The sequence below is a fragment of the Leptospira sarikeiensis genome (assembly GCF_004769615.1).
GTDB classification, from domain to species: domain Bacteria; phylum Spirochaetota; class Leptospiria; order Leptospirales; family Leptospiraceae; genus Leptospira_B; species Leptospira_B sarikeiensis.
In genome coordinates this window covers 454,155-475,758 of the sequence record NZ_RQGF01000028.1, presented here as the reverse complement: position 1 = coordinate 475,758, position 21,604 = coordinate 454,155, and the positions used below count along the sequence as shown (strand labels likewise).

The following is a 21,604-nucleotide window of genomic DNA, read 5'->3' as shown; positions in this document are numbered from 1 at the left end:
CTATGTCAACAGAACCAATATTACTAGTTCCGAAAGCACTCAGAAATAGTTTGGGCGAAGAAGGTGCCGAGGCCTTGGTCGGATTGATCAATCAGGCAAATGCAGGAGGGAGGAAGTTTATGGAAGAGTTTGTGTCTGAAAGATTTGAAAAGCGGTTAATGGAGGAAACTGGCAAACTCCGCTTGGAACTCAAAGAGGAGACCGGAAAACTAAGATTAGAGATCAAAGAAGAAACAGGTAAGTTATGGATCGCGATCGCGGAGCTTAGAGCCGAGATGCACGCTGGATTTATGGGTATACAGGAACAATTCAAGGATGTCTATAAGGAGATCGCAAAATTACATGCTGCGATTTCGGATGTTCATAAGTCGATTTCTGTCCAAACCAGATGGATGATAGGTACTACAATTGCAGCTGTGTTCCCGATCTATTTAGCCTTATTCAAACTTGTTTTTGCTGTAAAATAATCTAGATATAAAAAAACCCCGGACTATTTCAGCCGGGGTTTTTTCCTACATTGAATGAAAAGAGAGGATTAAGGGCGAACCGAAATCACTTCGTCTTTGTTAATCAAAGCAACGATGTGTTTGTATTCCGGAGAATCCTTTCCATATTTCAGCTCGGTAGCGCGGAGAAGGTGGATGTTTTTCTTGTGACGGAATTTAAACATCTGGTCTTCGCTAGCTCCACCGTATTTTTTGATCATGTTTTCTTCGAAAGCGTAGCAGCTTGCAAGATACTTGTGAGCTGGGTATTCTTTCTCATTATCATTAACCTCGATGTAGAGTTCCAATATAGGAATACACTGAGGTAAGTTTTGTAGATCGTATTCAGTGACAATCCAAGATCTATAAACATCGGAAAGAAGTCTTTTGAACTCGGCACGTTCACGTAGATCCGGGTTCTTGATCTCATCCAAATGGTTGATTGCCTTGGTGAAATAATTCAATGCTTGTTGTTTTGCTTCCAGTTTTTGACGGGAAACGACACGATCCTCACGAGCTTTACGGTCGACCTTTTGCCAGTACCATTTCTCGTCTAGACGTTTCTTTTCCGCCTCTTCTTTACGGTATTGCTCAACAGCTTCCCTCATCTTGAGGACGGTATTCACTCCGGATTGATAGCTAGTCAGGGCCAGGCGGAACTTGTTGTTCGCGAAAGCCTTAGAAAGCTGATGGAGTTCTTGGAAGTTCTTGTCGTAACCTTTGAAGTCAGGGTTCTTCCAGATCGCTTCCTGCTCCTGGATTTCTTTTTTACGTTTCTTAGCTTCTTCCGTTAGATTCTTGTCGTCGTCTTCCGGAACCAGCTCACCTTTCAGCAGTTCGTCGATCTTATCAGCTGCCGCCTTGGCATCTGTCGTATCCTGCCCCCCTTGGTTCTGTGCGAACAAGGAGAGGTTGAGTCCGACCACGGCCAGAAGAACGAATATAGTCTTCATCACCTTCATAGTGCTCACACCTGTGCCTTCTCTTTCAAAGATAGGATTTAGAAAAAGGACGGCAAAGTCCTTTTCTTCTGTTTAACTATCGGTCAGGGACCTTTAGATATAAACCTGGAATGGAAAAAATTTACTATTTTTCCTCCCATACGGGACATAAATATAAAGCTTTTTTCCAACCATCCATTAGCGAAATCAAATAGATCCTCGCAGAATGGGTATCTCGAATCCGTTCAAAATACTCCTCCAGTATCCTTTCCAAAGCGGAACTTGTCAGCAGATTTTTAGTAATTCTTGGGAAATGCGAGGTCTTGCGATTTCTTTCTTTCTCTTACTTCCGGCTCTTTCAGTCTGGATAAAGACCATGAATTTAAAGAATTTAACCCCGATCCGAGAAGGTTCCCCGACTTGTAAATTCTGCGAGGGAGTAGGTTTTCTTTTGGAGGAAAACGTAAAGAACTCCAGTTCAGGAGTTTTGCTACTTTGTTCCTGTGTAGGAGAATCTTGTCCCTGTAAGGGAAAGGCTCCTTATATGGTCTATGACGAAAGCCAAAACCGCATGCTTCCTTGTGTTTGTCATAACGCTAGGATCGAATTAGGCAAAGTTGAGTATTTGGTGAAGAAGGCGGGTATCCCTTCTAAATATAAGTATCGCACTTTAAAAGGTATGGATACTACACATCTTTCGTTTCTCGCCGCATATGATTGGGCAGAAACATTGGTTAATAAATGGAATAATTCCGGAACCATTAGACAAGGTTTATATTTATGGGGAGCAACCGGCTCAGGAAAAACGCTTCTTGCTTGCGGTATCTTGAACGAGTTGATCCTACGTTACGGAACTGAATGTAGATATGCTAAAATCAATCGAGACTTTCTTTCCACCATTCGAGACAGTTATCAGAAAGAAAGTGAACTCCATGGAATGGAGCAGACGATTAAAAAACAATTCACCGATGTGGAAGTTTTGGTTTTAGACGACTTCGGGGCAAATAAAGAATCTGATTGGGCTAATTCTCAATTATACGATCTGATTGATGCGAGATATGAAGAAGAAAAAGTTACAATACTTACTTCAAATATTGAAGCCAAAGACTGGAAGGATAAAGCAGAAGGGCGTATTTATTCTAGGTTATTGGAAATGGCGGAAATAATTCATCTTGATTGCCCTGATTATCGAGAGAGTCATAGCGCTTTCGGAACTCATTGATGGATAAAAATTTTCATACAGCATTTCTTTGCCTCGGAACGAATCTGGGAGATAGAGAAAGTTATCTTTCGAATGCGATCCATAGAATAGGATCCGATCCCAAAATTCAGATCTTAAAGAAAGGAACTCCTTTGAATACCGCTGCATTGGAAGTAGTAGATCAACCGGATTTTCTGAATCAACTCATCCAAGTCTCCACGAGTTTTTCTCCTCGCGAACTTTTGGATTTTGTTCTTGGAATTGAAAATGAAATGGGTAGAATCAGAACAAAAGATAAGGGACCAAGGGTGATCGATATTGATATCCTTTCTTTCGGAGATATGAAAATCCATGAAAAGGGTTTACATCTTCCTCATCATAGTCTATTCACTCGCCCTTTTATATTAGAACTTTTAAATGAACTCGGAGAAGGTTCCTTGATCCAAGCTTTTGGCGAGCCTTCGGAGGGATGACATGAGGGATGTTAGTAAATTATTTCCAAGAGGGCCAAAACCCTTAGAAAGAAAGATAACCGTTTTAACCTGTTACGATTTTATGTTCGCAAGGATCTTAGAAGATTCCGGTGTGGATTGTATTCTTGTGGGCGACACCTTGGGAGTCGTATACCAAGGTCAGCCGACTACTTTACCAGTTACTTTGGACGAAATGATCTATCATGCGAAAGCGGTCCGCAGAGGAGCGCCGAATACTTTTATCGTAGTGGATCTTCCATTTTTAAGTTATCAAGTTTCTTTAGAAGAGGGAATCCGATCCGCAGGAAAAGTAATGAAAGAAAGCGGGTGCGACGCAGTTAAATTCGAAGGCGGCGGCCCCGAAATGTTGGAGCTTATCTATAAATTGGAAAGGATCGGCATTCCAGTTATGGGACATATCGGTCTCACTCCCCAATCTGTGAATGTTTTCGGAGGCCATAAAATCCAAGGAAAGGCGGAAGAAGATAAGGCCAGATTGATAAGCGAAGCCAAAGGAATTTCGGACGCCGGGGCTTTCTCCATTGTTTTTGAGCTAATTCCTTCTGCATTGGCCAAAGAAATTTCAGAATCGATCCCGGTTCCTACGATCGGGATAGGCGCCGGAGCTTCCACTGACGGACAAGTATTGGTAATTTACGATTTTCTTGGATTGAATAAGGGATTTAAGCCTAAGTTTTTAAAAACTTTCATGAATGGATACGAAGATGTCTCGAGCGCAGTCAAAAATTATATTCAGGAAGTGAGAAACGGAAGTTTTCCAGGTCCCGGACATTCGCATTAAACTTCTTTTCTCTGCGGATTTCTTGACGTTCCGTGTGTGAAGTAAAGCCTGGAGAGAGAATCAATCCTGATTGGAAAATCAAAGAAAGATAGGACGGAAAGATACACGTGGACATAGTCGAACTGGAGAAGGGATATCCGGAAACCGAAGCAAAAATAAAGGCTCTGGCCTCCGAGTGCGGGAACGCGACCGAAATTATTCGCGGAGCCGTCGTATCGGATACCATTCATTTTATCGGGGACACTCGTAAGATCTCCGACAAGGAAGGTTACGTAAAAGAACTTCCTGGTGTGACTAGAATTTGGAATGTATCATTGCCTTATAAAAATATCGCGCGCACTGCTGCCGGTAAAAACGGTGAAGTTGTACATCGTGAAAATAGGATCGTGGAAGTTCACGGTAAAGACGGGTTAGTCCGTAAATTCGGGACTGGAAAACATATCTTCCTAGTCGGTCCTGATTCTCCTCAGACTTATGAGCAAACTGTTACTATTGCAAAACAAGCGGTAGAGATCGGTAAAAAATTCGGGATCTTAGATCGTATCATTTTTAGAGGTGGTGCCTTCAAACCTAGAACTCGTCCGACTGATTGGAGAGGAATGGGTTGGGACGGAATTAAATTACTCGATCAAGTAAAAGAAGAAACCGGTCTTCCTTACGTGACTGAAGTAATGGATCATACCATGGCGGAAGAAGTTTCCAAACACGCGGACATGATCCAGATCGGAACAAGAAACGCTCAGGACTTCGAACTTCTGGAAGCAGTGGGCCGCACTGGTAAACCTGTTATCTTAAAAAGAGGTTTCGGGAACGAAGCAATCGAATGGTTCTCTGCAGCAGAGTATATCGCTAATCAAGGGAATTTGAATATAGTTCTTTGTGAAAGGGGAGTAAAAACCTTATTCATTAAAGAAGGATACTGCCGTAATACTCCGGATTTGAATGTAATCACTCATGCTAAGAATCAAACGATCCTTCCCGTGATATTCGACCCGAGTCATGTTGCAGGAGACGATAAGATCGTTGTTTCCAATCTTTTAGCTTCTCTTCCTTTCAATCCTGACGGATCTATTACTGAAACTTTACATGTAGAAGAATTCCGTAAGGATCAGATGTGTGATGCTGCTCAGGCTCTTCTCATGTCCTTGTATGAGAAAACTGTAGAAGCTATTTTGACGTACGAAGAGAAGATTAAACCTTTAACGGATAAAGTAGATTCTTATTTTTTGGAACGTAAGGGAAAGAAATAAGAACTCGAAAGAATTCCGTATTTTATTCCGGAAATTTGGGAGCTAATTCTTTTTTGGTTTGTTCCCAAAGGCCCGGAAGTTCCGCGCAAAGAGATATGCAGGCTTCCAAGTTTCCTTCTTTTAATTTTAGCTCTGCGTCCGTTACGTTTTTTTGAACCGCAGCTAATCCGAAGTTTGCCGCGACACCTTTTGTTTGGTGGAGTTCTGCTTGTAGCTCTGTGCCTTTCTTTTCGTCTGCAAAAACTTTGATATTCTCTAAACGGCTGTTCATGTTCTTTCTGAGAGAACGAACCATTTCTTCCAGCCAAAGTATATCATCTTCATCGTCTCCTTGTTTGAGAGAATCCAGACGAGACCAATCCACTAGCATAGAATACTCCTTTCCGAACCGCGTTTGGCAAATATTGCAGGCACCAAAAATTCGACGAAGCTGGAAACCCTTTGCCGACCACAATTATTTATAGCTTGAATAAAAAATCCACGTCGATTTTCGTATTATCGAAGATTTAAGAGGCGAAACTTAATGAAAATTCACCCAACAGCCATCGTCGATTCGAAAGCGGAACTTCACGAATCCGTCGAAGTCGGTGCGTATACAATTATAGAAAGAGATGTGGTAATCGGCGAAGGAACTGTGATAGAAACCGGAGCCAGAATTTTTGCAGGTACTAAATTAGGTAAGTTCAACAAAGTATATCACGGAGCTGTGATCGGAGTAGGCCCTCAGGATTTGGGTTTTGATCCGAATACTCCTACGAAAACGATTATCGGAGATAATAATACTTTTAAGGAATATTCCAATATTCACAGGGGAACCAAGGTCGATTCTCCTACAATTATCGGTAACAGGAACTATGTGATGGGAAATGCTCACGTAGGACATGATTGTATTTTAGGAGATGATAATATCCTGACTCACGGACTCGTTCTCGCCGGTCACGTAACTGTAGGAAACAAAGCTTTTATTTCAGGTCTGGTTGCTGTGCATCAGTTTTGTTTCGTGGGCGATTATGCAATGATAGCAGGTTGTTCCAAAGTAGTTCAGGACGTTCCTCCATTCGCGACTGCAGATGGAAATCCTTGTACGATTATCGGTTTGAACACAGTAGGCTTAAAACGTGGAGGATTTTCTCCTGAAACTAGATCTGCAATTAAGAATGCGTATAAAGTAATCTATCATTCTGGATTAAATTATAGGACTGCTTTGGATCAGTTGGAGAAGGAATCAGGTCATCCGCCTGAAGTTCTGGAGATCATCAAGTTTTTCAGAAATAGCGATCGTGGAGTAATGAACCACAGATAATCAAATATTAGGGGATCTCAATCCGGATCCCCTGATCCTTTAATTTATCCTTAGACATTCCTGGTTGATGGAAGTCACATACTCCAAGGGTAGATTCCCTAAATGATCCGATCCTTGGAATTTCCCTACGAATTTTAATCTTCCTTTCTTATATTCTTCTACCCAAGCTTGTTGAAATTTATTGGCTAATGGGGCATAGGACCAATGCCATTTCTCCTCATTATAACCTTTTCCTCCTCTTTCTGTTTTAGGGGAATAAGGTTGGCAGAATCCGAATTTGTAAGCGTTCTTTTTCATCCAATTATAGAATGTTTCGCCTCTTCCACCCTTTTCGAAATAGGAATTTTCCAAGGCATTGATATCTATATCTGTTCCCCAATGGTGGCGAGAAGTTCCTGGGGCGCTGGAAAATTCTAAGATCAAAGAGATAATCTCGGCAGGAGTTTTGTCCTTTACCGGCTCTCTCATCTTCTTCTTGCCCGAATATTTTTCTTCCCAAATGGATTTTTGATCGGAGAAGGATCTATGAGCTGATATTAAAAAAGGCTCCTGTCTTTCTTGAGGATTTGCCTTTTTATATTCTTCTTTTAATTTCAAAAATGCTGCCTTGGTTTCTTTTCTTAGAAAGAATTGGCGGCTATCACCTGGATTTGTGAAAGGAACGAGTGCCTTTTCTTTTTGAAAATCTCCGATCAAATACGAGATTTCAGGCACTCCTTGATAAGTTTCCTCGACGGATTCCGGAAATACGGACACAAGGCCGAAGAATAAGAATAATAGAAAAGAACGAAATTGGACAGGCATATTTCCATATTCTCCTTCTCCGACTTATAGAAAAGGGATTTTCTGAAGTGATCATTTCTTCTTTCACAGACTGGACCACAGAAATTTCCGGATCTATATACAGGAACAGGATCTAAAAGCCGTAAAATTGTATTGCTTTCCAAAGGAAATTCGGTTGAAGTTAGGCTCTAATTGGAAATTTCTTGTAAAAAACAAATTGGGAGAACCCTGGATGAAAAAAATCATCACTCTTCTTCTGCCCCTGGTATTGACATTCAATTGTGTTCTATTCGATACAATCGGCCTATCCTATCCGGATACCGTTGACGGAAAAGAAGCAAAAAGTATCATTCTGACTAGTGCTGTAATTGGATCTGCCGTTAGTGGTTTTGAAATTCTATCGATCCTTGCCCCTCAATTGGCAAAAGTCGAAGAAGACAAATTCTATAACAAATCAGATGTGGACGATTGTGCGAACGAGGCGTTGATTATCAACTTGCTGACTGTGGATCTCGGAGGATTTACCTGCGATTTGAATCCTAGACCGACAATCATTCCGTTTATCTATTAATTTTTAAGAATGAGATATGTTTTTTGGTCGGTTAAATTTTTGACCGGCCGGGAAACATTTTTACTAATTCGAAAATAACAAGGCCCCTTCCGAAAACCTGGAAACAATCTCCGATTTTTCCAAATCTCCTAAATTTCCAAACTGCATCGCATCTTCTCTTGTAATCTCTATCCACTGACTATCTTCTCTTAGATCGGCGATCTTGAAATCAGGGAGACCACTTTGCCTTACACCTAAAAGTTCTCCTGGACCTCTTAATTTTAAGTCGGCCTCCGATAAGAAGAAACCGTCATCCGAATCTACTAATGCTTGGAGTCTATATCTTGCTTCTTCCGTTACTTTTGCATCTGAGATCAGAATACAAAAACTCTCATGTTTTCCTCGACCAACCCTTCCTCGAAGCTGGTGGAGCTGAGAGATCCCGAATCTATCCGAATGTTCTATGACCATTACGGAAGCGTTCGGAACGTCCACTCCGACTTCTATCACTGTGGTGCTAACTAAGATCTGGATCTCGTTTTGTTGGAACAGTTTCATGGTCCGATCTTTTTCGGAGGTATCCATTTTTCCGTGAAGAAGCCCTACGTTAAACTGAGGAAAAACATCTTTTTTTAATGTTTCATATGCTTCGATACAGGATTTTAGATCTGACTTTTCGGATTCTTCTACAAGAGGATAAACGATATAACATTGTCTACCTTGGGTTACGTATTTCTGTATGGATTTATATACCCCGGCCCTCCTATCTTCAGTAAACCACATTGTTTTGATCGGGATCCTTCCCGCGGGTCGATGTTTTAAGGTTACTAATTCAAGATCTCCGTACAAGGTGAGACAAAGTGTTCTTGGGATCGGTGTCGCGGTCATTGCGAGTATATCCGGATTTTTTCCTTTTGATCTAAGAGTTTCTCTTTGTTCTACTCCGAATTTATGTTGTTCGTCTATGATCGCAAGTCCCAGATCTTTAAACTCTACATCTTCTTGGAAAACGCTATGAGTTCCGATGACAAATAAGGATTCTCCGGTTTTGATCCTGAAAATTTTCTCCGCACGGTTCTTTTTAGGTTCTTTGCCCACTAGTAGTTCTATACCTAAAAAAGGCATGTTTCCTAGAAAGTTCATTATAGTTTGATAATGTTGTCTGGCCAAAATTTCGGTCGGGGCAACCATACATACTTGAACTTGATTATCCGTGTACCTAAGAGCAGTTAAAAGTGCTACTAATGTCTTTCCTGAACCTACATCTCCTTGTAATAAGATCGCGGCAGGGGTATCCGATTTAGTCCATTCGGTTATCTTCGAAATACTTTCTTTTTGGTCCGGAGTAAGTTCAAAAGGAAGATTTTTGATCAGATTAACTGCTGTTTTAGACTCAGGCAATGGCCATAAAACCCTAGGGATCTTTGCTCTTTGAGATCTTTTGTATTCTATAAGGAGATTAAAATAATACAGTTCTTCGTATTTAAATCTTGTTCTCGCCTTTCCTAGATCATCATCTTCCGTCGGAAAATGGATCTCATTATATGCAACTGCTCGATCTATTAGATTTCTTTTTTTAATTACTTGGTCAGGAAGGATCTCTTGTATTTTTCCATCCAAGGTTTTAAGAGCAAAATGGATCAGCTTTCTGAGTTCTCTGGAATTTATATGTTCGTCCCTCATTGCCTCAGTAGTAGGATAAAGAGGAATAATCCGTCCGGTATGAATACTCTCGGGTAAATCTTCTTCTGAGATGTCGGAGTTCCCACCGTAAGATAGAACTTCGTAGTCCGGATGCATGAGCTGGAATCCTCGGAAATATTCTAATTTGCCTGTTACAGCAACAAGAATACCGGGCTGGAAGACCCTGCGGAAAAATTGGATCCCTCTAAAGAAGACTAAACTGATCGGCTCGTTATTTTTGGTTTTTGCAGAAACGACTAGTCTGGATTTTTTTCCATGAGCTAAATAGGAATCGATGACTTCTAAGATGAGAGTAACCGATTCCCCTTGTTTCAATAATATATTCTCGGTTAAATTCCTATCTAAATATCTGCGCGGGAACCAATCCAATAGATCTTGTAAGGTTTTGATCCCAACGGATTCCAAGACTTCTTGTTTTTTGGGACCTACACCTTTTAGAACTCCGATGGAGCTGGTTAGGGAGACACTTGTATTTTTTTTATCAGAGGCCGAGTTCTTCATCCTGGACTGGTTTCGGCGGAGGAGAATTTTGTATTACTCCTTCCGGAGCCGAACTCGAATCATCCAATCCCAGGTAACAATATCGGCAACCATAAATCCGAGCCTGTCTTTTAGCTCCGGGTGTTGCCGGTTCAAAAAGTACAGCATATAAATATTCCTGTTTGTCCAAGAATCTTCCACAAACTGGACAAAGTCTAGGACGAGGTACATTCGGGTCCCAATTTCCACCGTATACTTTTCTGGGATCACCGTAGTCTTTATCTTTAGGACGTTTTGCGTCTTTTTTATCTAAACGTTTTGTATCTACTGTATATAGAACATGGAAGAAGATCGCCGCTGCGGCAAGGCAAGCGACTAAGGTAAGAAAGGTTGTCATTGTTTAAGATAATCCTTTATTTTCTCCGCCATCGATCCGGGTAAATGGATCCCTTTATCGGCCAAACGTCCTGCATATTTATGGAAAGAGTAAGTATGTTGAGAAGACTTAATGATCCCTTCGAAACATTCTTCTAAAGATCCGGAAATACTTTCCCAAAGCGGAAGATTATCGGAGATCATATTTTCATATTTATGCAAAAGCCTTCGATTTATACCTCTGCATATGGATCTATAAAAACAGAAACGGACGAGAAGTGCGGACTCCGCATTCTTATCTTTTATATCCTTCTCTAATTGGTTCAGATTGATACAATCCACGATCTCTAATTTGTAAGCCTGGGAATTATGTTCGAAGGTGACCAGATTCAAGAACATATGTTTGAATAATGCGATCTTATTGCAGTTTTCCAGTCCGCATTCTCCCATTTTACCTTCTTCACATCTGGTATACATTACTATATCAGTATCAGAATCCGTGGTTGCTTGGCCGAAATTTAAGGAACCCAAGATATCGAAAGCGACTTCATCGCCTCCGTAATTGATCAGTTTATTAAATTTTTTGAAATCTTCTATTCGTTCTCTGGAAACACCGGTCTCGTGGGATCTGAAAAATTTTTTCAAACCTACGAATTTGATTATATTGGAATTCGTCCTGAGTTTTGGAAGGGTCATAAAACTATCGGATAAAATCTTCCGCCGCAACTTCGGAATCGTTACTTTGGTGCACAAGTTCAAGCTTGTTCCCAGAGCAATCGATTTCCATAAGGTGGCGAATTGAGTGATCCGATAGTCTATTCAGTTTTACGTTTTTTACAAGATCGTTTTCTAATTCTATTTCGGAGAAGAAGCCGCCGGGTTGAAATCCGAACACCGAATCCACTGGTCCGAAATTAGAAGGATTCAAAAATACCGTTTTTCCTTTTTTTACGATCCCTTGGTCTTCATGAACATGGCCGGAAACTACTAAGGAAGGGGAATAATCGTCCAAATATCTTCGGATCCCTTGAGAGCCTACATGTCCGAAGCTCGGGATCTTATCTAAAAATCCATAGGCAGGATTATGGATCACTACGATATCCGGATTTTCTTCTTTTAAAAAGTCTTCGGGCTCGCTGTAATTTTTTCCGTTACGAGTGTATTCATGGAATTTCACTGCTAACTTTTCAGGAATTCCGGAGGTGATAACTGGGGCTCCTCCGTATCCTGCGAATTTTAAACCACCCATATCGAAAGTTTTTCTGTGTAAGTCTCTTTCGTATAAGGCGGAGTATTGTAGATCGATATCATAGTTGCCTGGCAATAACCAGACAGGCGCCTTTGCATATTTTTGTATAATGATCTCGATGAGTTCGTATTTTTCTTTCATCGTTTTTGCTGCTTGATGAAAGAGCCTTCTATAATCGTGGGATTTTTCCACTACATTGGGTTGGTATTTTTCCGGGAAACGAACCGCTCGAGTCGCATAATCGTAAGGATTAATCTCTTCAGTAATATCCTCAGTAATACGATACATTTCCTCTTGGAGGGTTACGAATTCTATGATACGTTCCGGATTAAAAAAGGCTTTGTAGATTATATCGCCGGAGAATAGGTACAGGTCGCATTCGGTTCCTAGTAGGACTTCCTTCAATCCTCTGAGTCCGTCATGGATGTCGGTGAGGTAAATTATCCTCATTTGGACCTATCCTAATTTTTGCTAAACGACTAATGCCGTTCGACCCTTTCTATACTGATTCTCTGAAAACCCGCGATAATGTCCAATCTTTCTAATCCCTCCAAAGCATGAGCATGCTATCCTCGTTTTCGGAAATCGGTTCTATTCTCAGATAATCCGGTCCGAAAAAATCCAAAAGCGGTTTTAGGATCGTGTTCGATCTCACGAATAAGAATACATTTCCTTTTTCCGGTATTACTTTTTGGACTGTAACGGCTCCTGCAACTTCCGGAATTTCCGCCATGAAATAATTTAGATCGACCCTGATCTCATTTTTTATTTCCGTAAGGGATAATATTTCAGGAATTTCTTCAACGATCTCTTCGAGTATTAGTTTACGATGGAATTTGAAAACTTTGGAGAAGATGCGGATCGGATCTATAGACCTTGGATTATGATCATAGAGTCGAAATGCTTCTATACGAAATACTACTCTATTGCCGTCGACTTTCACCGGTCTAAGAGAAAGTTTATAACGGATATGATCCGTTCTTAATAGTTTGGACCAAGCGAGTCCTTGGATGGAGTAATGCCCTGAAAGATATAAAACTCCTCGTCCAGAATCCATTACTAAGGATTCAAGATCCTCAGTTCCCTCCACGACCTTTTTTTGGAGAACCTTATTCAAAGAATGTAATAATACAGCGATCCGATAATTACTTTTTAGAGACTTTTCTTCTATGGAATTTTTTCCAGTGAGAAAATCTAAAAGATTGAATCCCGAAAGTTTTCGCAAATCGAGCATGGAAGAACAAAGTTAATCCTTCGGATTTGGTCGGTAAACTTCATTTCTATTTTACTCTAAAATAAGAGGACAGGGGAGCAGTTTTTCCGATCCTTTTTTTTCTTGCCGTTTAGGGTTTCCGGACTAGGATCATCACTCCTTAGGGTAGTTAGGGAAAGGATATTTCATGCAAATCGGTGTTATCGGATCTGGAAGTTTCGGTTCTTCTTTAGGCGTTCTTTTAGCGGATAAAGGATATGATGTCACCGTTTGGGGAAGAAATTCGGATCTGATCCGTGAAATAAATCAGAACCATCGGAACGAAAAATATCTACCCGGGATCGAACTACCTAAAAATCTGAAGGGTAGTACTAACTTAGAAGACGCAGTCAGAGACAAGGACATGATCGTTTCTGCTCCTCCGTCTCATGCAATCACCGATATACTGAAAGAAATTAAATCTTATCTGCCGGAAAAGGCACCGATCGTTTCCGCAAGTAAAGGGATCGAAAACGGAAGTCTAAGATTAGTTTCGGAAATTTTCGAAGCCGAACTTCCTGGAAAATTTCACAGTCGTTTATCTTATCTTTCAGGGCCTAGCTTTGCAAAAGAATTGGTGAAACGAGTTCCTACTATCGTGAGTATCGCTTCTAAAAATGAAGCAACTGCGAGAAAGGTTCAGGAGATATTTAGTTTTACTTATTTTAGGACCTATTGGACTCCCGATGTGGTCGGAGTAGAAGTAGGCGGTTCTTTAAAAAATGTGATCGCCATCGCAGCAGGGGTCTCCGATGGACTCGGCTTCGGGCAGAATACTAGAGCCGCTTTGATCACAAGAGGTTTGACCGAGATCTCCAGATTGGGTGTAAAATTGGGAGCAGATCCTCTTACATTTTTAGGGCCTTCCGGAATGGGAGATTTAATTCTAACATGCTGTGGAGACGCATCCAGAAATAGGACCGTAGGTTTCAGATTAGGGAAGGGTGAGAGTCTCGACTCAATTCTGGGTGGTATGGTGGAAGTGGCAGAAGGTGTGAAAACCGCAAAAAGTGGATACGAGTTATCCCAGAAATTAGGAATAGAAATGGCCATTACGACCGAAGTGTATAAAATGCTTTACGAACATAAGAATCCGAAGGAGGTTGTAAGAGATTTAATGGGCCGTGACTTAAAAAGAGAAGGTCTGTAAACCGGACTTAAATCGCGATCGATTCCCTTGCAAAATGCAATTTTAAATATTCGTAAAGTAGTCGGATTAAGTCTGGCTTTTAGATATATTCCGTTTTTATTAATTTCCTTCTGTTCTTTTTGCCAAACCCTTTCCGCGCAGTCTAGAAATGATTACGGCTGGACTGGTTCTCCAGGGAATTTTTATCTATTGATCGACGGCAAGACAGTTCTGAATAAAGAAACTGATTTTACTTCTTTTCCGGAAGGATTAAACGGGATCCAAAAGTCCGAGTTTGCTCTTTTAGCCGGGGAGTATTTGCTCCTAAACAAGGATTCCGGTAAATTCTCCAATTTAATCAATGCGATCCGAAAGGAAAAAGATCTAGGTCTTGCGGAAGTTCTTCTGCTGTATTTTCAGGATGTGTATTTCTCTAAGAAAACAAATGGAGAAAGTTTTCTAAAAGCCTGGAGTCCTCCCGGCGGTGACACGTATCAAAAAGAACTGATCGAATCCACTCGTAACGTTTTATTGAATAAAAAGCCTGCGGAGAAAATAAAATGTTCTCCAAAGAAACAATACTACTCTTTGTGCAGGGCTCTTCGCCTCGGAAGTTACATGTCGGACTTTAAACTTTCCGATCCGAATCACGATAGGGAATATACTAATCTACAAAGAATTCTTTCTCCTTTTCCAGGAGTTTCTGATCCTGAAGAAAAGGAATTAAAACATATTCCTTTCTTATCCAATTTCCTTCCGAATATCGCTGATTATCTTTCCGAGTTAGGATTTGCAAGAGATGCAATCCAATTTTCTAAAATAGGGATCGTGTCCGAGAATTTGGGTGGGCGGATGCTTCCTCATTCTTATGAGAAGTTAGCGTATTATTATTTGGTAGATGGGGACCCGAATTCTGCCGAAAAAGTATTAAAATATATTATAGATCGCCAAGGAGAGATGGCTCCTACTTATAAAAATTCTCTCTACTTGAAATTAGGAACCCTCGCGTATCTGCAAGGTGACCCTGCTCGAGCACTCGAATATTATTTAAATCTAGACTTTCTAAATTGGTCTTCTAGGATCCTACATCCTTTATTGGGAGAACCGATTTCTATCAATAGTGCAAGGGACTTGGTTTCGGTTGCAGTTTGGAAATCTAAAAATTCTCATAAGGCAGTGGATGCTCTTCAATCCGTTAGCACTCCTAAAAATCTGACTGAAGATGATCTATTTACTAAATTAAGGATCATACAAATACTTTCGGAAGACGAGCCTGAAGTCGCTTCTAAGCTTGCGATGGATTTGAGTTTTCTCGCGCAAAGTAAGGGTTGGAGAAGAGTGGAATATTCTGCGACTCTCTTACACGGGTTCTTACAATTAAAAACCAATAATTTAAGAAAAGCGATTATAGAATTCACTAAGGCCGGCGGTATTCTCAAGGAAGATCCTGGATATAAGGAAGAATGGATCCGATTGAACGGACTCTTCCTTTCTCATAAGGAGTCTACGAATATACGTGGGGTAAAAGGTTTCCTGGATCAGGCTCTGAAAATTTCCGCAATGGGACATACGGATGATAAAACATTCGAGATCAAAAATTATCTCCCCCCTTCGTACGGAAGTAAGGCTTTAGAAAACACTGCAGTTGATTTTTATGCAAGACATGGATATATCCATGATCTTCTTTCTTTTATGATCCATTCCGAGGAAAATTCGGAATTACAAGAAGAGGATTCTCCTCCGGATCTTGCGATCCTGAAAACGGATACTCGGATCTCTAGATATAAAGGATTTTACCCGCCGGGAAGAGAGCCTTGGAAATCTCAATGGTCCGAAATGAGGCTAAAAGAATCCTCTCGCATCCGAGAAGAATCCGATCCTCTTAAAAATGCGAACTTTAAAAGGCTGACCCAACCTTTGATCGCTCTTTTTGTAAAAGATAAAAGGACCTTTTTATTCCATAAGGATTCCGATTCTTCCGAATTGGAAATGAGGGAATTGAGTACGGACAATGCGACCAGTTATACTGCTCAGTCCGCATTAAGGTCCACTTTGGAATCTTTTTCTAAAAAGGATAAGATCCAGATCTATTTGAATTCTCCCGGAGTGGATGCTGCTGAATATTTGAGAAAAGAATTTCCTGATTCAGAGATCAAATTGTTCCTACGTTTTGATAAGAGAGAAGAGTCCGATTCCGTTAAAAAAGTATACGGGCCCGCATGCGATAATCTTTTCCCAAAAACTCTTCCGGAAGGAGAAGGCCATTTGGGTTGGCAATCTTTTCCATTACAGTATTATGATGGATCCAAATTGCTCCAGGGAAAATCCGCTCTACTCGTTTGGAACATGAAAGTCTCCGTAAAGTCCCCGAACGGTTTAAGGGATTATGAATGGTCCTGCGGCGCCGAATCGATTTCTTTCAGAAAGGCAAAGCGCAGATTGGATTTTAGGAATTTACCGGATCGGATCGCGTTTACCAAAGATTCTCTGAGCGGTTCAGGTTGGGGGGATAAGTCGGAAGATTTTCTAGACTGGGCCAGATTCTGGTTATCCGTAGGAACCTCTCGCCTATACTTCGTTAAGTATTGGAATCCAGAGTCTGAATCTGACATAAATTTATTAGAAAGGCTCGCTAACGAAAATGGGGATCCGATCCTAAATTCCAGGATCCTCAAAATGGTCAGAAATGCTGAGTAAACCTGAAAGATCGTGTTCGGAAACGTTCGAAAATTTCATTTTTCCGGTCCCAAAACACTCGACAATGGGCCCTTTTTCAGGGATGTTATCACTAAAAGATGGACCCCGACAGTAGAAGCCGGAATTTTCCGGACCAAATCGTATTCTTCCCCCCTTTGTTTTATTCTTTCGAGCTAGCAATCCGCCTAAATCTTAATTTCGGAAGATCTTGCCGTTAATGGACTTGATTGGATTTTTCGTAATACTGGTTCTTATATTCGCGAACGGATTTTTTGTGTCCGCAGAATTTGCTTTGGTCTCGATCCGTCCTTCCAGATTGGAAGAGATGATCCGAGATAACCGTCCGATGGCGGCTCTTACCAAAAAAGCTGCAAGCATGTTAAACGACATGCTTTCGGTATGTCAGGTAGGGATCACGATCGCGAGCCTACTCTTAGGTTGGGTGGGAGAAGGTTATCTTTCCAGTTGGATAGAGCCGATCTTTCATTATGCAGGTTATCCGGATTCGGATCTGACAGTTCACGGATTTGCGGTTGCGATCTCTTTCACATTGATCACTTTCCTACATATCCTTCTTGGAGAACTTCTCCCTAAAACTGTAGCGATCCAAAAGACAGAAACTCTCGCTCTGGTGACAAGCGCTCCTATATTCTTCTTTTATTATCTATTCTTTCCCATTACGTTTATCTTAAACGGAATGACTTCTTTACTTCTGAAGATGATCGGATTTAAGGAAGACTCTCATCGGATCATTCATTCTCCGGAAGAATTGATGATCTTGATCCAAGAGCAGAATAAACAGGGGAATATCGATCAGGAAGAATTCCAGATCATCCAAAATACATTTCAATTCTCTGAACATCTTGCAAAGGATGTAATGACTCACCGTCTGAGCATTGTAGGAATTCCTGCAGATAGTCCGATGGACGTAGTTCTTTCTGTAATTGCAGAACACCATTTTTCCAGATATCCTGTCTTCGAAGGAACTACGGATAATATAGTAGGTATTATACACGTTCAATCTTATCTAGCTTGGCTTTCCGAATCCAAAAGAAATAAAAAAGCTAAGGTAACAACGATCATGCAGCCTCCTATCGTAGTTCCGGAAGGTATGTCGATCGAGAAAGTCCTTCAGAAACTTAGGACCGCAAAACAACATATGGCGATCGTGATCGACGAATACGGCGGAGTTTCCGGGTTACTTACCATGGAAGATATCGTAGAAGAAGTTTTCGGAGAAATTCGGGACGAGACCGATGATCATGAAATAGATGCGGTTCCTTCTCATTCTCCGGACGCTTTTGATATAGATGGAGAAACCGAGTTGGATGAGTTGAAGGAAATTTTAATCGGGATCCAAGAAGAAGAGTTAAACGATATCCGTACGATCGCAGGTTTCATTTTAGAAAAAGTGGAAGATATGCCTAAGGAAGGAACCGAAGTGGTGATCCCGGAAGGAAAACTTACCGTGGAAAAAATGGACGGGAATAAGATCATGACTGTCCGTTTTACAAGACTTTCGGCTCCTTCTTCATTCGCGATTTAAGTTGTAAATCTGATCCTTTGGTGGGTAATCTGTAAGAATGGACAGGAAGGATATTCTAATCGCAGTTTCCGGCAGTATCGCAGCATTTCGTGCCTGCGAGCTTGTGCGTAATCTTACCAAGGAAGGTTATCCTGTCTCCGTGATCATGACGCAGAATGCTACTAAGTTTATCGGTCCGATCACTTTCGAAGCTCTTACCGGTAAAAAAGTCCAAGTGGACGAATACGAGCATGGAATGGCGCATATAGACGCACGGAATCGCGCTGCATTGATCGCTGTTGTTCCAGCTACTGCCAATCTGATCGCAAAAATGGCGAACGGAATTGCGGATGATCTTGTAACTTCTACTTATCTTGCTGCGAAATGTCCAGTACTCGTTGCTCCGGCTATGAATCCGAATATGTTCACTCATCCTGCTACTCAAAGAAATCTTGCTCGTCTCAAAGAAGATGGGGTGATCATTCTAGATCCTCAAGAAGGCGTGGTAGTTTGTGGTGACGAAGGTTACGGGAAATTGGCCGATGTTCCTGTGATGCAGAAGAAGATCATAGAATTATATCTTCAAACTTCTAAGTAAGATTAGGCTCTTGGACAAATATTCTAAAATTATAATTAGCTCCGGTCCCACAAGAGAGTGGATCGATCCTGTTCGTTTTATTTCCAATGCTTCTTCTGGAAAAATGGGTTTTTGTTTAGCGAATGAAGCATCCAAACTCGTAAACGAAGTAGTTTATATTCGCGGATTGACTGATCCGAAATATTCCGAACCAAAAGGTGCAAGGATCGTTTCGGTGGAAACTACGGAAGAAATGAAAGACGCGGTATTGAATGAGATCAGCTCTTCTGCCATTTTGATCATGGCCGCTGCACCAGCGGATTTTCGTCCTAAAAATTCCAATGAATCCAAGATCAAAAAAGAAGAAGGGACCGACACTCTCGTTTTGGAATTAGTGAAAAATCCGGATATTTTGGCCTCAGTACATGAGAAGATCCAAGCAAATTCTTTGAGTAATATTCTTCGGATCGGATTTTCAGCGGAGACACATTTTTTAGATGAGAATGCTCTCGGGAAATTGAAAAGAAAAAACCTGGATTTTATAGTAGGGAACTACGTCGGAAAAGATTCCAAGGGTTTTGGAGATCTGGACACTAGTGTAATTGTTTATGGAAAAGAAGGTTCCAGAAAGGAATTAGGCCCAGCTTCTAAAGAAACGATCGCTAAAGAAATTTTAGAATATTTGAATATTCGATCTAAAGAAGGGACTTTTTAGTTTTATTTAAAAACTGCTTTGGCTTCGTCCAGGGTATGATAGATCGCCACTTTTTTAGGAAGTTCCATCAATCGGATCACATTCTCTAAGAAATGGTTTAGCCCGCCGATCACGATTTTTCCGTTATGCTGGTCTACTGTTTTGATCAGAGTGAGTAGGGTTGCTACTCCCACACTATTAATATATTCCAAGGAAGAAAGGTCTAAAATGATTTCGTAGATCCCCTCGTCGAAAACGAAATTGATCTTTCTGGAAATTTCGAAAGCGTTCGAATTCGTCACCTTTCCGTTCATGATGACGACTAAGATCTCCTTCTCTCCGACAGAGTCTTTTTTCGTTTCTATAAATAGGCCTTCGAATTCCGTTTTTGCCATTTTGTCCCAATCCGCGTTAAAGCATCAATGTTCCGTCTTTAATGGATGCTGTCAATTCAGTCCATCCGGAGACGTCGTCCGGTTTAAGATCCAATTTTGCGTTTCCGCGAAAAAGTATCTTAAGTCGCCCTTTCTCTTCGATTTCTCCTTCCAAGTCCAGATAAACTCTTCGATGGTCATTCTTTCGTTGAAAGGTTATTTTCGAACCTTTTCGGAGCGGCTCCCAATTAGAGGCAGCTGTTCCGAAGGTGATAAGACGAGAATTTCCGTCAATATCCAAAAATAAATCCAAATGTGGATCCCCAAATCCTTCATGTAAGGATAATGTAGCGGGGAATTCCCTCATACTTTACAATTTGTCTTCGAGTCGAATTGCGACAGAAGGTTCTAAAACCACATCCGAAGTATCAATTCTTCCTAAAGAAGCGGAAATGGAAGCTTCCACGCATGGATGTGTGACCACCACTACTTCCGCAGGTTCTTTTTCAGATTCGTTTTGGCGAACAGAGGAGATGGATACTCCATTTGTTCCCAAATCTTTCGCAATTTCCGCCAAAACTCCCGGTTGATCCAGAGTGTTAAATCGCAAATAATATCTAGCTTCTGTTTGATTCGCTTCGGATATGGACGCTTTAGGAAACCTGTTTTTTTCCATCGGAAGATTTTTGCCTCTTCTTGAGCCGTAGTAAATCAAATCGGAGACTACTGCGGATGCAGTCGGTAATGCCCCGGCTCCTTTTCCTACGATGAGTCCTGGGCCGGCAAAAGAGGTCTTATAATATACCGCGTTTGTCTCGTTCATCACACTTGCAAACGCATGATGTTTAGGGATCATTACAGGTTGCACTCTTGCTTCAATTTTGCCGTCCAACTTTCTTACTAGACCGAGTAGTTTGATCCTGTAGCCCAAGTCGGAGGCAAAAGCTATGTCCAATCGTGTAATCTTTGTTATCCCCTCTACAACAATGCTCTGTAAAGGAATTTTCTCACCAAAAGCTAACGAACCTAAGATGCTGATTTTATGTGCGGTATCAATGCCTTCTACATCGAAGCTTGGATCTGCTTCCGCAAATCCTTTTTCCTGGGCTAATGAAAGAGCCTCTTTATAATCAAGCCCTTCAGTTTCCATTTTAGAAAGGATAAAGTTAGTCGTTCCGTTCAAAATGCCGTAAAGACCTAAAATTTTATCTCCAGCCAAACAGTTTCGGATCGCTCTAATGATCGGGATAGAACCTCCAACCGCAGCCTCGAAGCCTATTTCGGTCCCGCTTTCTTCGGAAGTCCTGTAGATGATCTCTCCTTTCTCGGAGAGTAAGGCTTTATTGGCAGTAATGACCGTTTGTCCTGATTTTAAAGCTCCTAGTACGATCTCTTCGGAGATTGTAGTACCTCCAACAAGTTCGATTACCGAATCTATTTCGGGGTTTCCAACGACTTGTTTATAATCTTCTGTTATTTTTGTTTTGGAAAAAAGTTTGGGAAGACTGGAAATTTTTGAAGGGGTCCGGGTGCAGATAGAATGTACTTGTATGGATATACCGTATTCTTTTTCGAATCTTGCGGATTCTTCCGAAAGAATTTTTAATACTCCGGTTCCGACCGTGCCTGCACCTATTAATCCGATTCGAATCGTCTGCATTCTGGGACAATCCTTTCGTCTATACTGGAAACGTTCGACCTTTTTCCGAATGTCTTAGGGCTTTCCTTTCGGTCGGGCGGTTTTTTCTTTACTAAATGAG

The 21,604-nt window shown here is 41.2% G+C and carries 23 protein-coding genes; 12 read left to right on the top strand and 11 right to left on the bottom strand.

What is annotated here, in order from left to right; all coding sequences use genetic code 11:
* Positions 1–2: 2 nt before the first annotated feature.
* The gene (locus EHQ64_RS13440) at positions 3–467 is read left to right on the top strand and encodes an LA_3696 family protein (protein ID WP_135650019.1); all 465 of its coding nucleotides are present in this window, start codon (positions 3–5) and stop codon (positions 465–467) included.
* 68 nt (positions 468–535) lie between these two features.
* Here EHQ64_RS13440 and fcpA read toward each other — a convergent pair whose 3' ends face one another.
* Positions 536–1,447 carry a flagellar coiling protein FcpA gene (fcpA, locus tag EHQ64_RS13435; RefSeq protein ID WP_135650017.1) on the bottom strand — a complete coding sequence of 304 codons (912 nt, stop codon included), beginning with the start codon at positions 1,445–1,447 and terminating at the stop codon, positions 536–538.
* Positions 1,448–1,802: 355 nt separating this feature from the next.
* On the opposite strand from fcpA, the gene EHQ64_RS13430 reads away from it, so the two are divergent.
* From EHQ64_RS13430 to EHQ64_RS13415, 4 genes are all read left to right on the top strand, one after another.
* Positions 1,803–2,648, top strand: a complete 846-nt coding sequence (locus EHQ64_RS13430) for an ATP-binding protein (protein WP_135650015.1) — start codon at positions 1,803–1,805, stop codon at positions 2,646–2,648.
* Positions 2,648–3,100, top strand: a complete 453-nt coding sequence (folK, locus tag EHQ64_RS13425) for a 2-amino-4-hydroxy-6-hydroxymethyldihydropteridine diphosphokinase (RefSeq protein WP_135650014.1) — start codon at positions 2,648–2,650, stop codon at positions 3,098–3,100. Before EHQ64_RS13430 ends, folK begins: the two co-directional genes overlap by 1 nt.
* A gap of 1 nt (position 3,101) precedes the next feature.
* On the top strand, positions 3,102–3,902 hold the full coding sequence (panB, locus tag EHQ64_RS13420) for a 3-methyl-2-oxobutanoate hydroxymethyltransferase (RefSeq protein WP_135650012.1): 801 nt from the start codon (positions 3,102–3,104) through the stop codon (positions 3,900–3,902).
* A 107-nt stretch (positions 3,903–4,009) separates the two neighbouring features.
* Positions 4,010–5,152 carry an N-acetylneuraminate synthase family protein gene (locus tag EHQ64_RS13415; protein ID WP_135650010.1) on the top strand — a complete coding sequence of 381 codons (1,143 nt, stop codon included), beginning with the start codon at positions 4,010–4,012 and terminating at the stop codon, positions 5,150–5,152.
* A 22-nt stretch (positions 5,153–5,174) separates the two neighbouring features.
* On the opposite strand, the gene EHQ64_RS13410 is transcribed toward EHQ64_RS13415, so the two are convergent.
* Positions 5,175–5,522: an Hpt domain-containing protein gene (locus EHQ64_RS13410; RefSeq protein WP_135650008.1), complete on the bottom strand. Its 348-nt coding sequence runs from the start codon at positions 5,520–5,522 to the stop codon at positions 5,175–5,177.
* Between the two features lie 153 nt (positions 5,523–5,675).
* Between EHQ64_RS13410 and lpxA the strand changes: the two genes are divergently transcribed.
* The gene (gene lpxA, locus EHQ64_RS13405) at positions 5,676–6,455 is read left to right on the top strand and encodes an acyl-ACP--UDP-N-acetylglucosamine O-acyltransferase (RefSeq protein ID WP_135650006.1); all 780 of its coding nucleotides are present in this window, start codon (positions 5,676–5,678) and stop codon (positions 6,453–6,455) included.
* A gap of 39 nt (positions 6,456–6,494) precedes the next feature.
* On the opposite strand, the gene EHQ64_RS13400 is transcribed toward lpxA, so the two are convergent.
* A complete protein-coding gene (locus tag EHQ64_RS13400; protein WP_135650004.1) occupies positions 6,495–7,259 on the bottom strand; it encodes a M15 family metallopeptidase in 765 nt (254 codons plus the stop codon).
* 211 nt (positions 7,260–7,470) lie between these two features.
* Between EHQ64_RS13400 and EHQ64_RS13395 the strand changes: the two genes are divergently transcribed.
* Positions 7,471–7,809 (top strand): TIGR04452 family lipoprotein, encoded by a 339-nt coding sequence (locus EHQ64_RS13395; RefSeq protein WP_135650002.1) that lies wholly within the window; start codon positions 7,471–7,473, stop codon positions 7,807–7,809.
* 63 nt (positions 7,810–7,872) lie between these two features.
* On the opposite strand, the gene recG is transcribed toward EHQ64_RS13395, so the two are convergent.
* From recG to EHQ64_RS13370, 5 genes are all read right to left on the bottom strand, one after another.
* Positions 7,873–9,993, bottom strand: a complete 2,121-nt coding sequence (recG, locus tag EHQ64_RS13390; RefSeq protein ID WP_135650000.1) for an ATP-dependent DNA helicase RecG — start codon at positions 9,991–9,993, stop codon at positions 7,873–7,875.
* Complete coding sequence (locus EHQ64_RS13385; RefSeq protein ID WP_135649998.1) at positions 9,974–10,369, bottom strand: hypothetical protein; 396 nt, start codon at positions 10,367–10,369, stop codon at positions 9,974–9,976. Before EHQ64_RS13385 ends, recG begins: the two co-directional genes overlap by 20 nt.
* Entirely contained in the window at positions 10,366–11,043 is a 678-nt protein-coding gene (locus EHQ64_RS13380; RefSeq protein ID WP_135649997.1) for a hypothetical protein, read from the bottom strand. The genes EHQ64_RS13385 and EHQ64_RS13380 overlap by 4 nt, the downstream gene beginning before the upstream one ends.
* Before the next feature lie 4 nt (positions 11,044–11,047).
* The gene (locus EHQ64_RS13375; RefSeq protein ID WP_135649995.1) at positions 11,048–12,046 is read right to left on the bottom strand and encodes a metallophosphoesterase family protein; all 999 of its coding nucleotides are present in this window, start codon (positions 12,044–12,046) and stop codon (positions 11,048–11,050) included.
* A gap of 91 nt (positions 12,047–12,137) precedes the next feature.
* Positions 12,138–12,830 (bottom strand): hypothetical protein, encoded by a 693-nt coding sequence (locus EHQ64_RS13370; protein WP_135649993.1) that lies wholly within the window; start codon positions 12,828–12,830, stop codon positions 12,138–12,140.
* Positions 12,831–12,996: 166 nt separating this feature from the next.
* Between EHQ64_RS13370 and EHQ64_RS13365 the strand changes: the two genes are divergently transcribed.
* The 5 genes from EHQ64_RS13365 (at position 12,997) to EHQ64_RS13345 (ending at position 19,491) form a co-directional block, all read left to right on the top strand.
* Positions 12,997–13,998: an NAD(P)H-dependent glycerol-3-phosphate dehydrogenase gene (locus EHQ64_RS13365; protein ID WP_135649991.1), complete on the top strand. Its 1,002-nt coding sequence runs from the start codon at positions 12,997–12,999 to the stop codon at positions 13,996–13,998.
* Positions 13,999–14,025: 27 nt separating this feature from the next.
* On the top strand, positions 14,026–16,674 hold the full coding sequence (locus EHQ64_RS13360; RefSeq protein ID WP_135649990.1) for a tetratricopeptide repeat protein: 2,649 nt from the start codon (positions 14,026–14,028) through the stop codon (positions 16,672–16,674).
* 217 nt (positions 16,675–16,891) lie between these two features.
* Complete coding sequence (locus EHQ64_RS13355; protein WP_135649988.1) at positions 16,892–18,220, top strand: hemolysin family protein; 1,329 nt, start codon at positions 16,892–16,894, stop codon at positions 18,218–18,220.
* A 37-nt stretch (positions 18,221–18,257) separates the two neighbouring features.
* Positions 18,258–18,797 carry a phosphopantothenoylcysteine decarboxylase gene (locus EHQ64_RS13350; protein ID WP_135649986.1) on the top strand — a complete coding sequence of 180 codons (540 nt, stop codon included), beginning with the start codon at positions 18,258–18,260 and terminating at the stop codon, positions 18,795–18,797.
* Positions 18,798–18,807: 10 nt separating this feature from the next.
* Positions 18,808–19,491, top strand: coding sequence for a phosphopantothenoylcysteine decarboxylase domain-containing protein (locus EHQ64_RS13345; protein WP_135649984.1), 684 nt, complete (start codon positions 18,808–18,810; stop codon positions 19,489–19,491).
* A 2-nt stretch (positions 19,492–19,493) separates the two neighbouring features.
* Here EHQ64_RS13345 and EHQ64_RS13340 read toward each other — a convergent pair whose 3' ends face one another.
* Genes EHQ64_RS13340 through EHQ64_RS13330 form a run of 3 tightly spaced genes read right to left on the bottom strand, consistent with a single transcriptional unit; the run spans position 19,494 to position 21,504 of the window.
* Positions 19,494–19,865 (bottom strand): STAS domain-containing protein, encoded by a 372-nt coding sequence (locus EHQ64_RS13340; protein WP_135649982.1) that lies wholly within the window; start codon positions 19,863–19,865, stop codon positions 19,494–19,496.
* A 16-nt stretch (positions 19,866–19,881) separates the two neighbouring features.
* Positions 19,882–20,211, bottom strand: a complete 330-nt coding sequence (locus tag EHQ64_RS13335; RefSeq protein ID WP_135649980.1) for a hypothetical protein — start codon at positions 20,209–20,211, stop codon at positions 19,882–19,884.
* A 3-nt stretch (positions 20,212–20,214) separates the two neighbouring features.
* Positions 20,215–21,504 carry a homoserine dehydrogenase gene (locus tag EHQ64_RS13330; protein WP_135649978.1) on the bottom strand — a complete coding sequence of 430 codons (1,290 nt, stop codon included), beginning with the start codon at positions 21,502–21,504 and terminating at the stop codon, positions 20,215–20,217.
* Positions 21,505–21,604: the final 100 nt, after the last annotated feature.

Excerpts from the sequence above, each read along its gene's own strand:
- EHQ64_RS13440 (WP_135650019.1), top strand. The coding sequence starts at position 3 with ATGTCAACAGAACCAATATTACTAGTTCCGAAAGCACTCAGAAATAGT.
- fcpA (WP_135650017.1), bottom strand. The coding sequence starts at position 1,447 with ATGAAGGTGATGAAGACTATATTCGTTCTTCTGGCCGTGGTCGGACTC.
- EHQ64_RS13430 (WP_135650015.1), top strand. The coding sequence starts at position 1,803 with ATGAATTTAAAGAATTTAACCCCGATCCGAGAAGGTTCCCCGACTTGT.
- folK (WP_135650014.1), top strand. The coding sequence starts at position 2,648 with ATGGATAAAAATTTTCATACAGCATTTCTTTGCCTCGGAACGAATCTG.
- panB (WP_135650012.1), top strand. The coding sequence starts at position 3,102 with ATGAGGGATGTTAGTAAATTATTTCCAAGAGGGCCAAAACCCTTAGAA.
- EHQ64_RS13410 (WP_135650008.1), bottom strand. The coding sequence starts at position 5,522 with ATGCTAGTGGATTGGTCTCGTCTGGATTCTCTCAAACAAGGAGACGAT.
- lpxA (WP_135650006.1), top strand. The coding sequence starts at position 5,676 with ATGAAAATTCACCCAACAGCCATCGTCGATTCGAAAGCGGAACTTCAC.
- EHQ64_RS13400 (WP_135650004.1), bottom strand. The coding sequence starts at position 7,259 with ATGCCTGTCCAATTTCGTTCTTTTCTATTATTCTTATTCTTCGGCCTT.
- EHQ64_RS13395 (WP_135650002.1), top strand. The coding sequence starts at position 7,471 with ATGAAAAAAATCATCACTCTTCTTCTGCCCCTGGTATTGACATTCAAT.
- recG (WP_135650000.1), bottom strand. The coding sequence starts at position 9,993 with ATGAAGAACTCGGCCTCTGATAAAAAAAATACAAGTGTCTCCCTAACC.
- EHQ64_RS13385 (WP_135649998.1), bottom strand. The coding sequence starts at position 10,369 with ATGACAACCTTTCTTACCTTAGTCGCTTGCCTTGCCGCAGCGGCGATC.
- EHQ64_RS13380 (WP_135649997.1), bottom strand. The coding sequence starts at position 11,043 with ATGACCCTTCCAAAACTCAGGACGAATTCCAATATAATCAAATTCGTA.
- EHQ64_RS13375 (WP_135649995.1), bottom strand. The coding sequence starts at position 12,046 with ATGAGGATAATTTACCTCACCGACATCCATGACGGACTCAGAGGATTG.
- EHQ64_RS13370 (WP_135649993.1), bottom strand. The coding sequence starts at position 12,830 with ATGCTCGATTTGCGAAAACTTTCGGGATTCAATCTTTTAGATTTTCTC.
- EHQ64_RS13365 (WP_135649991.1), top strand. The coding sequence starts at position 12,997 with ATGCAAATCGGTGTTATCGGATCTGGAAGTTTCGGTTCTTCTTTAGGC.
- EHQ64_RS13355 (WP_135649988.1), top strand. The coding sequence starts at position 16,892 with ATGGACTTGATTGGATTTTTCGTAATACTGGTTCTTATATTCGCGAAC.
- EHQ64_RS13350 (WP_135649986.1), top strand. The coding sequence starts at position 18,258 with ATGGACAGGAAGGATATTCTAATCGCAGTTTCCGGCAGTATCGCAGCA.
- EHQ64_RS13340 (WP_135649982.1), bottom strand. The coding sequence starts at position 19,865 with ATGGCAAAAACGGAATTCGAAGGCCTATTTATAGAAACGAAAAAAGAC.
- EHQ64_RS13335 (WP_135649980.1), bottom strand. The coding sequence starts at position 20,211 with ATGAGGGAATTCCCCGCTACATTATCCTTACATGAAGGATTTGGGGAT.
- EHQ64_RS13330 (WP_135649978.1), bottom strand. The coding sequence starts at position 21,504 with ATGCAGACGATTCGAATCGGATTAATAGGTGCAGGCACGGTCGGAACC.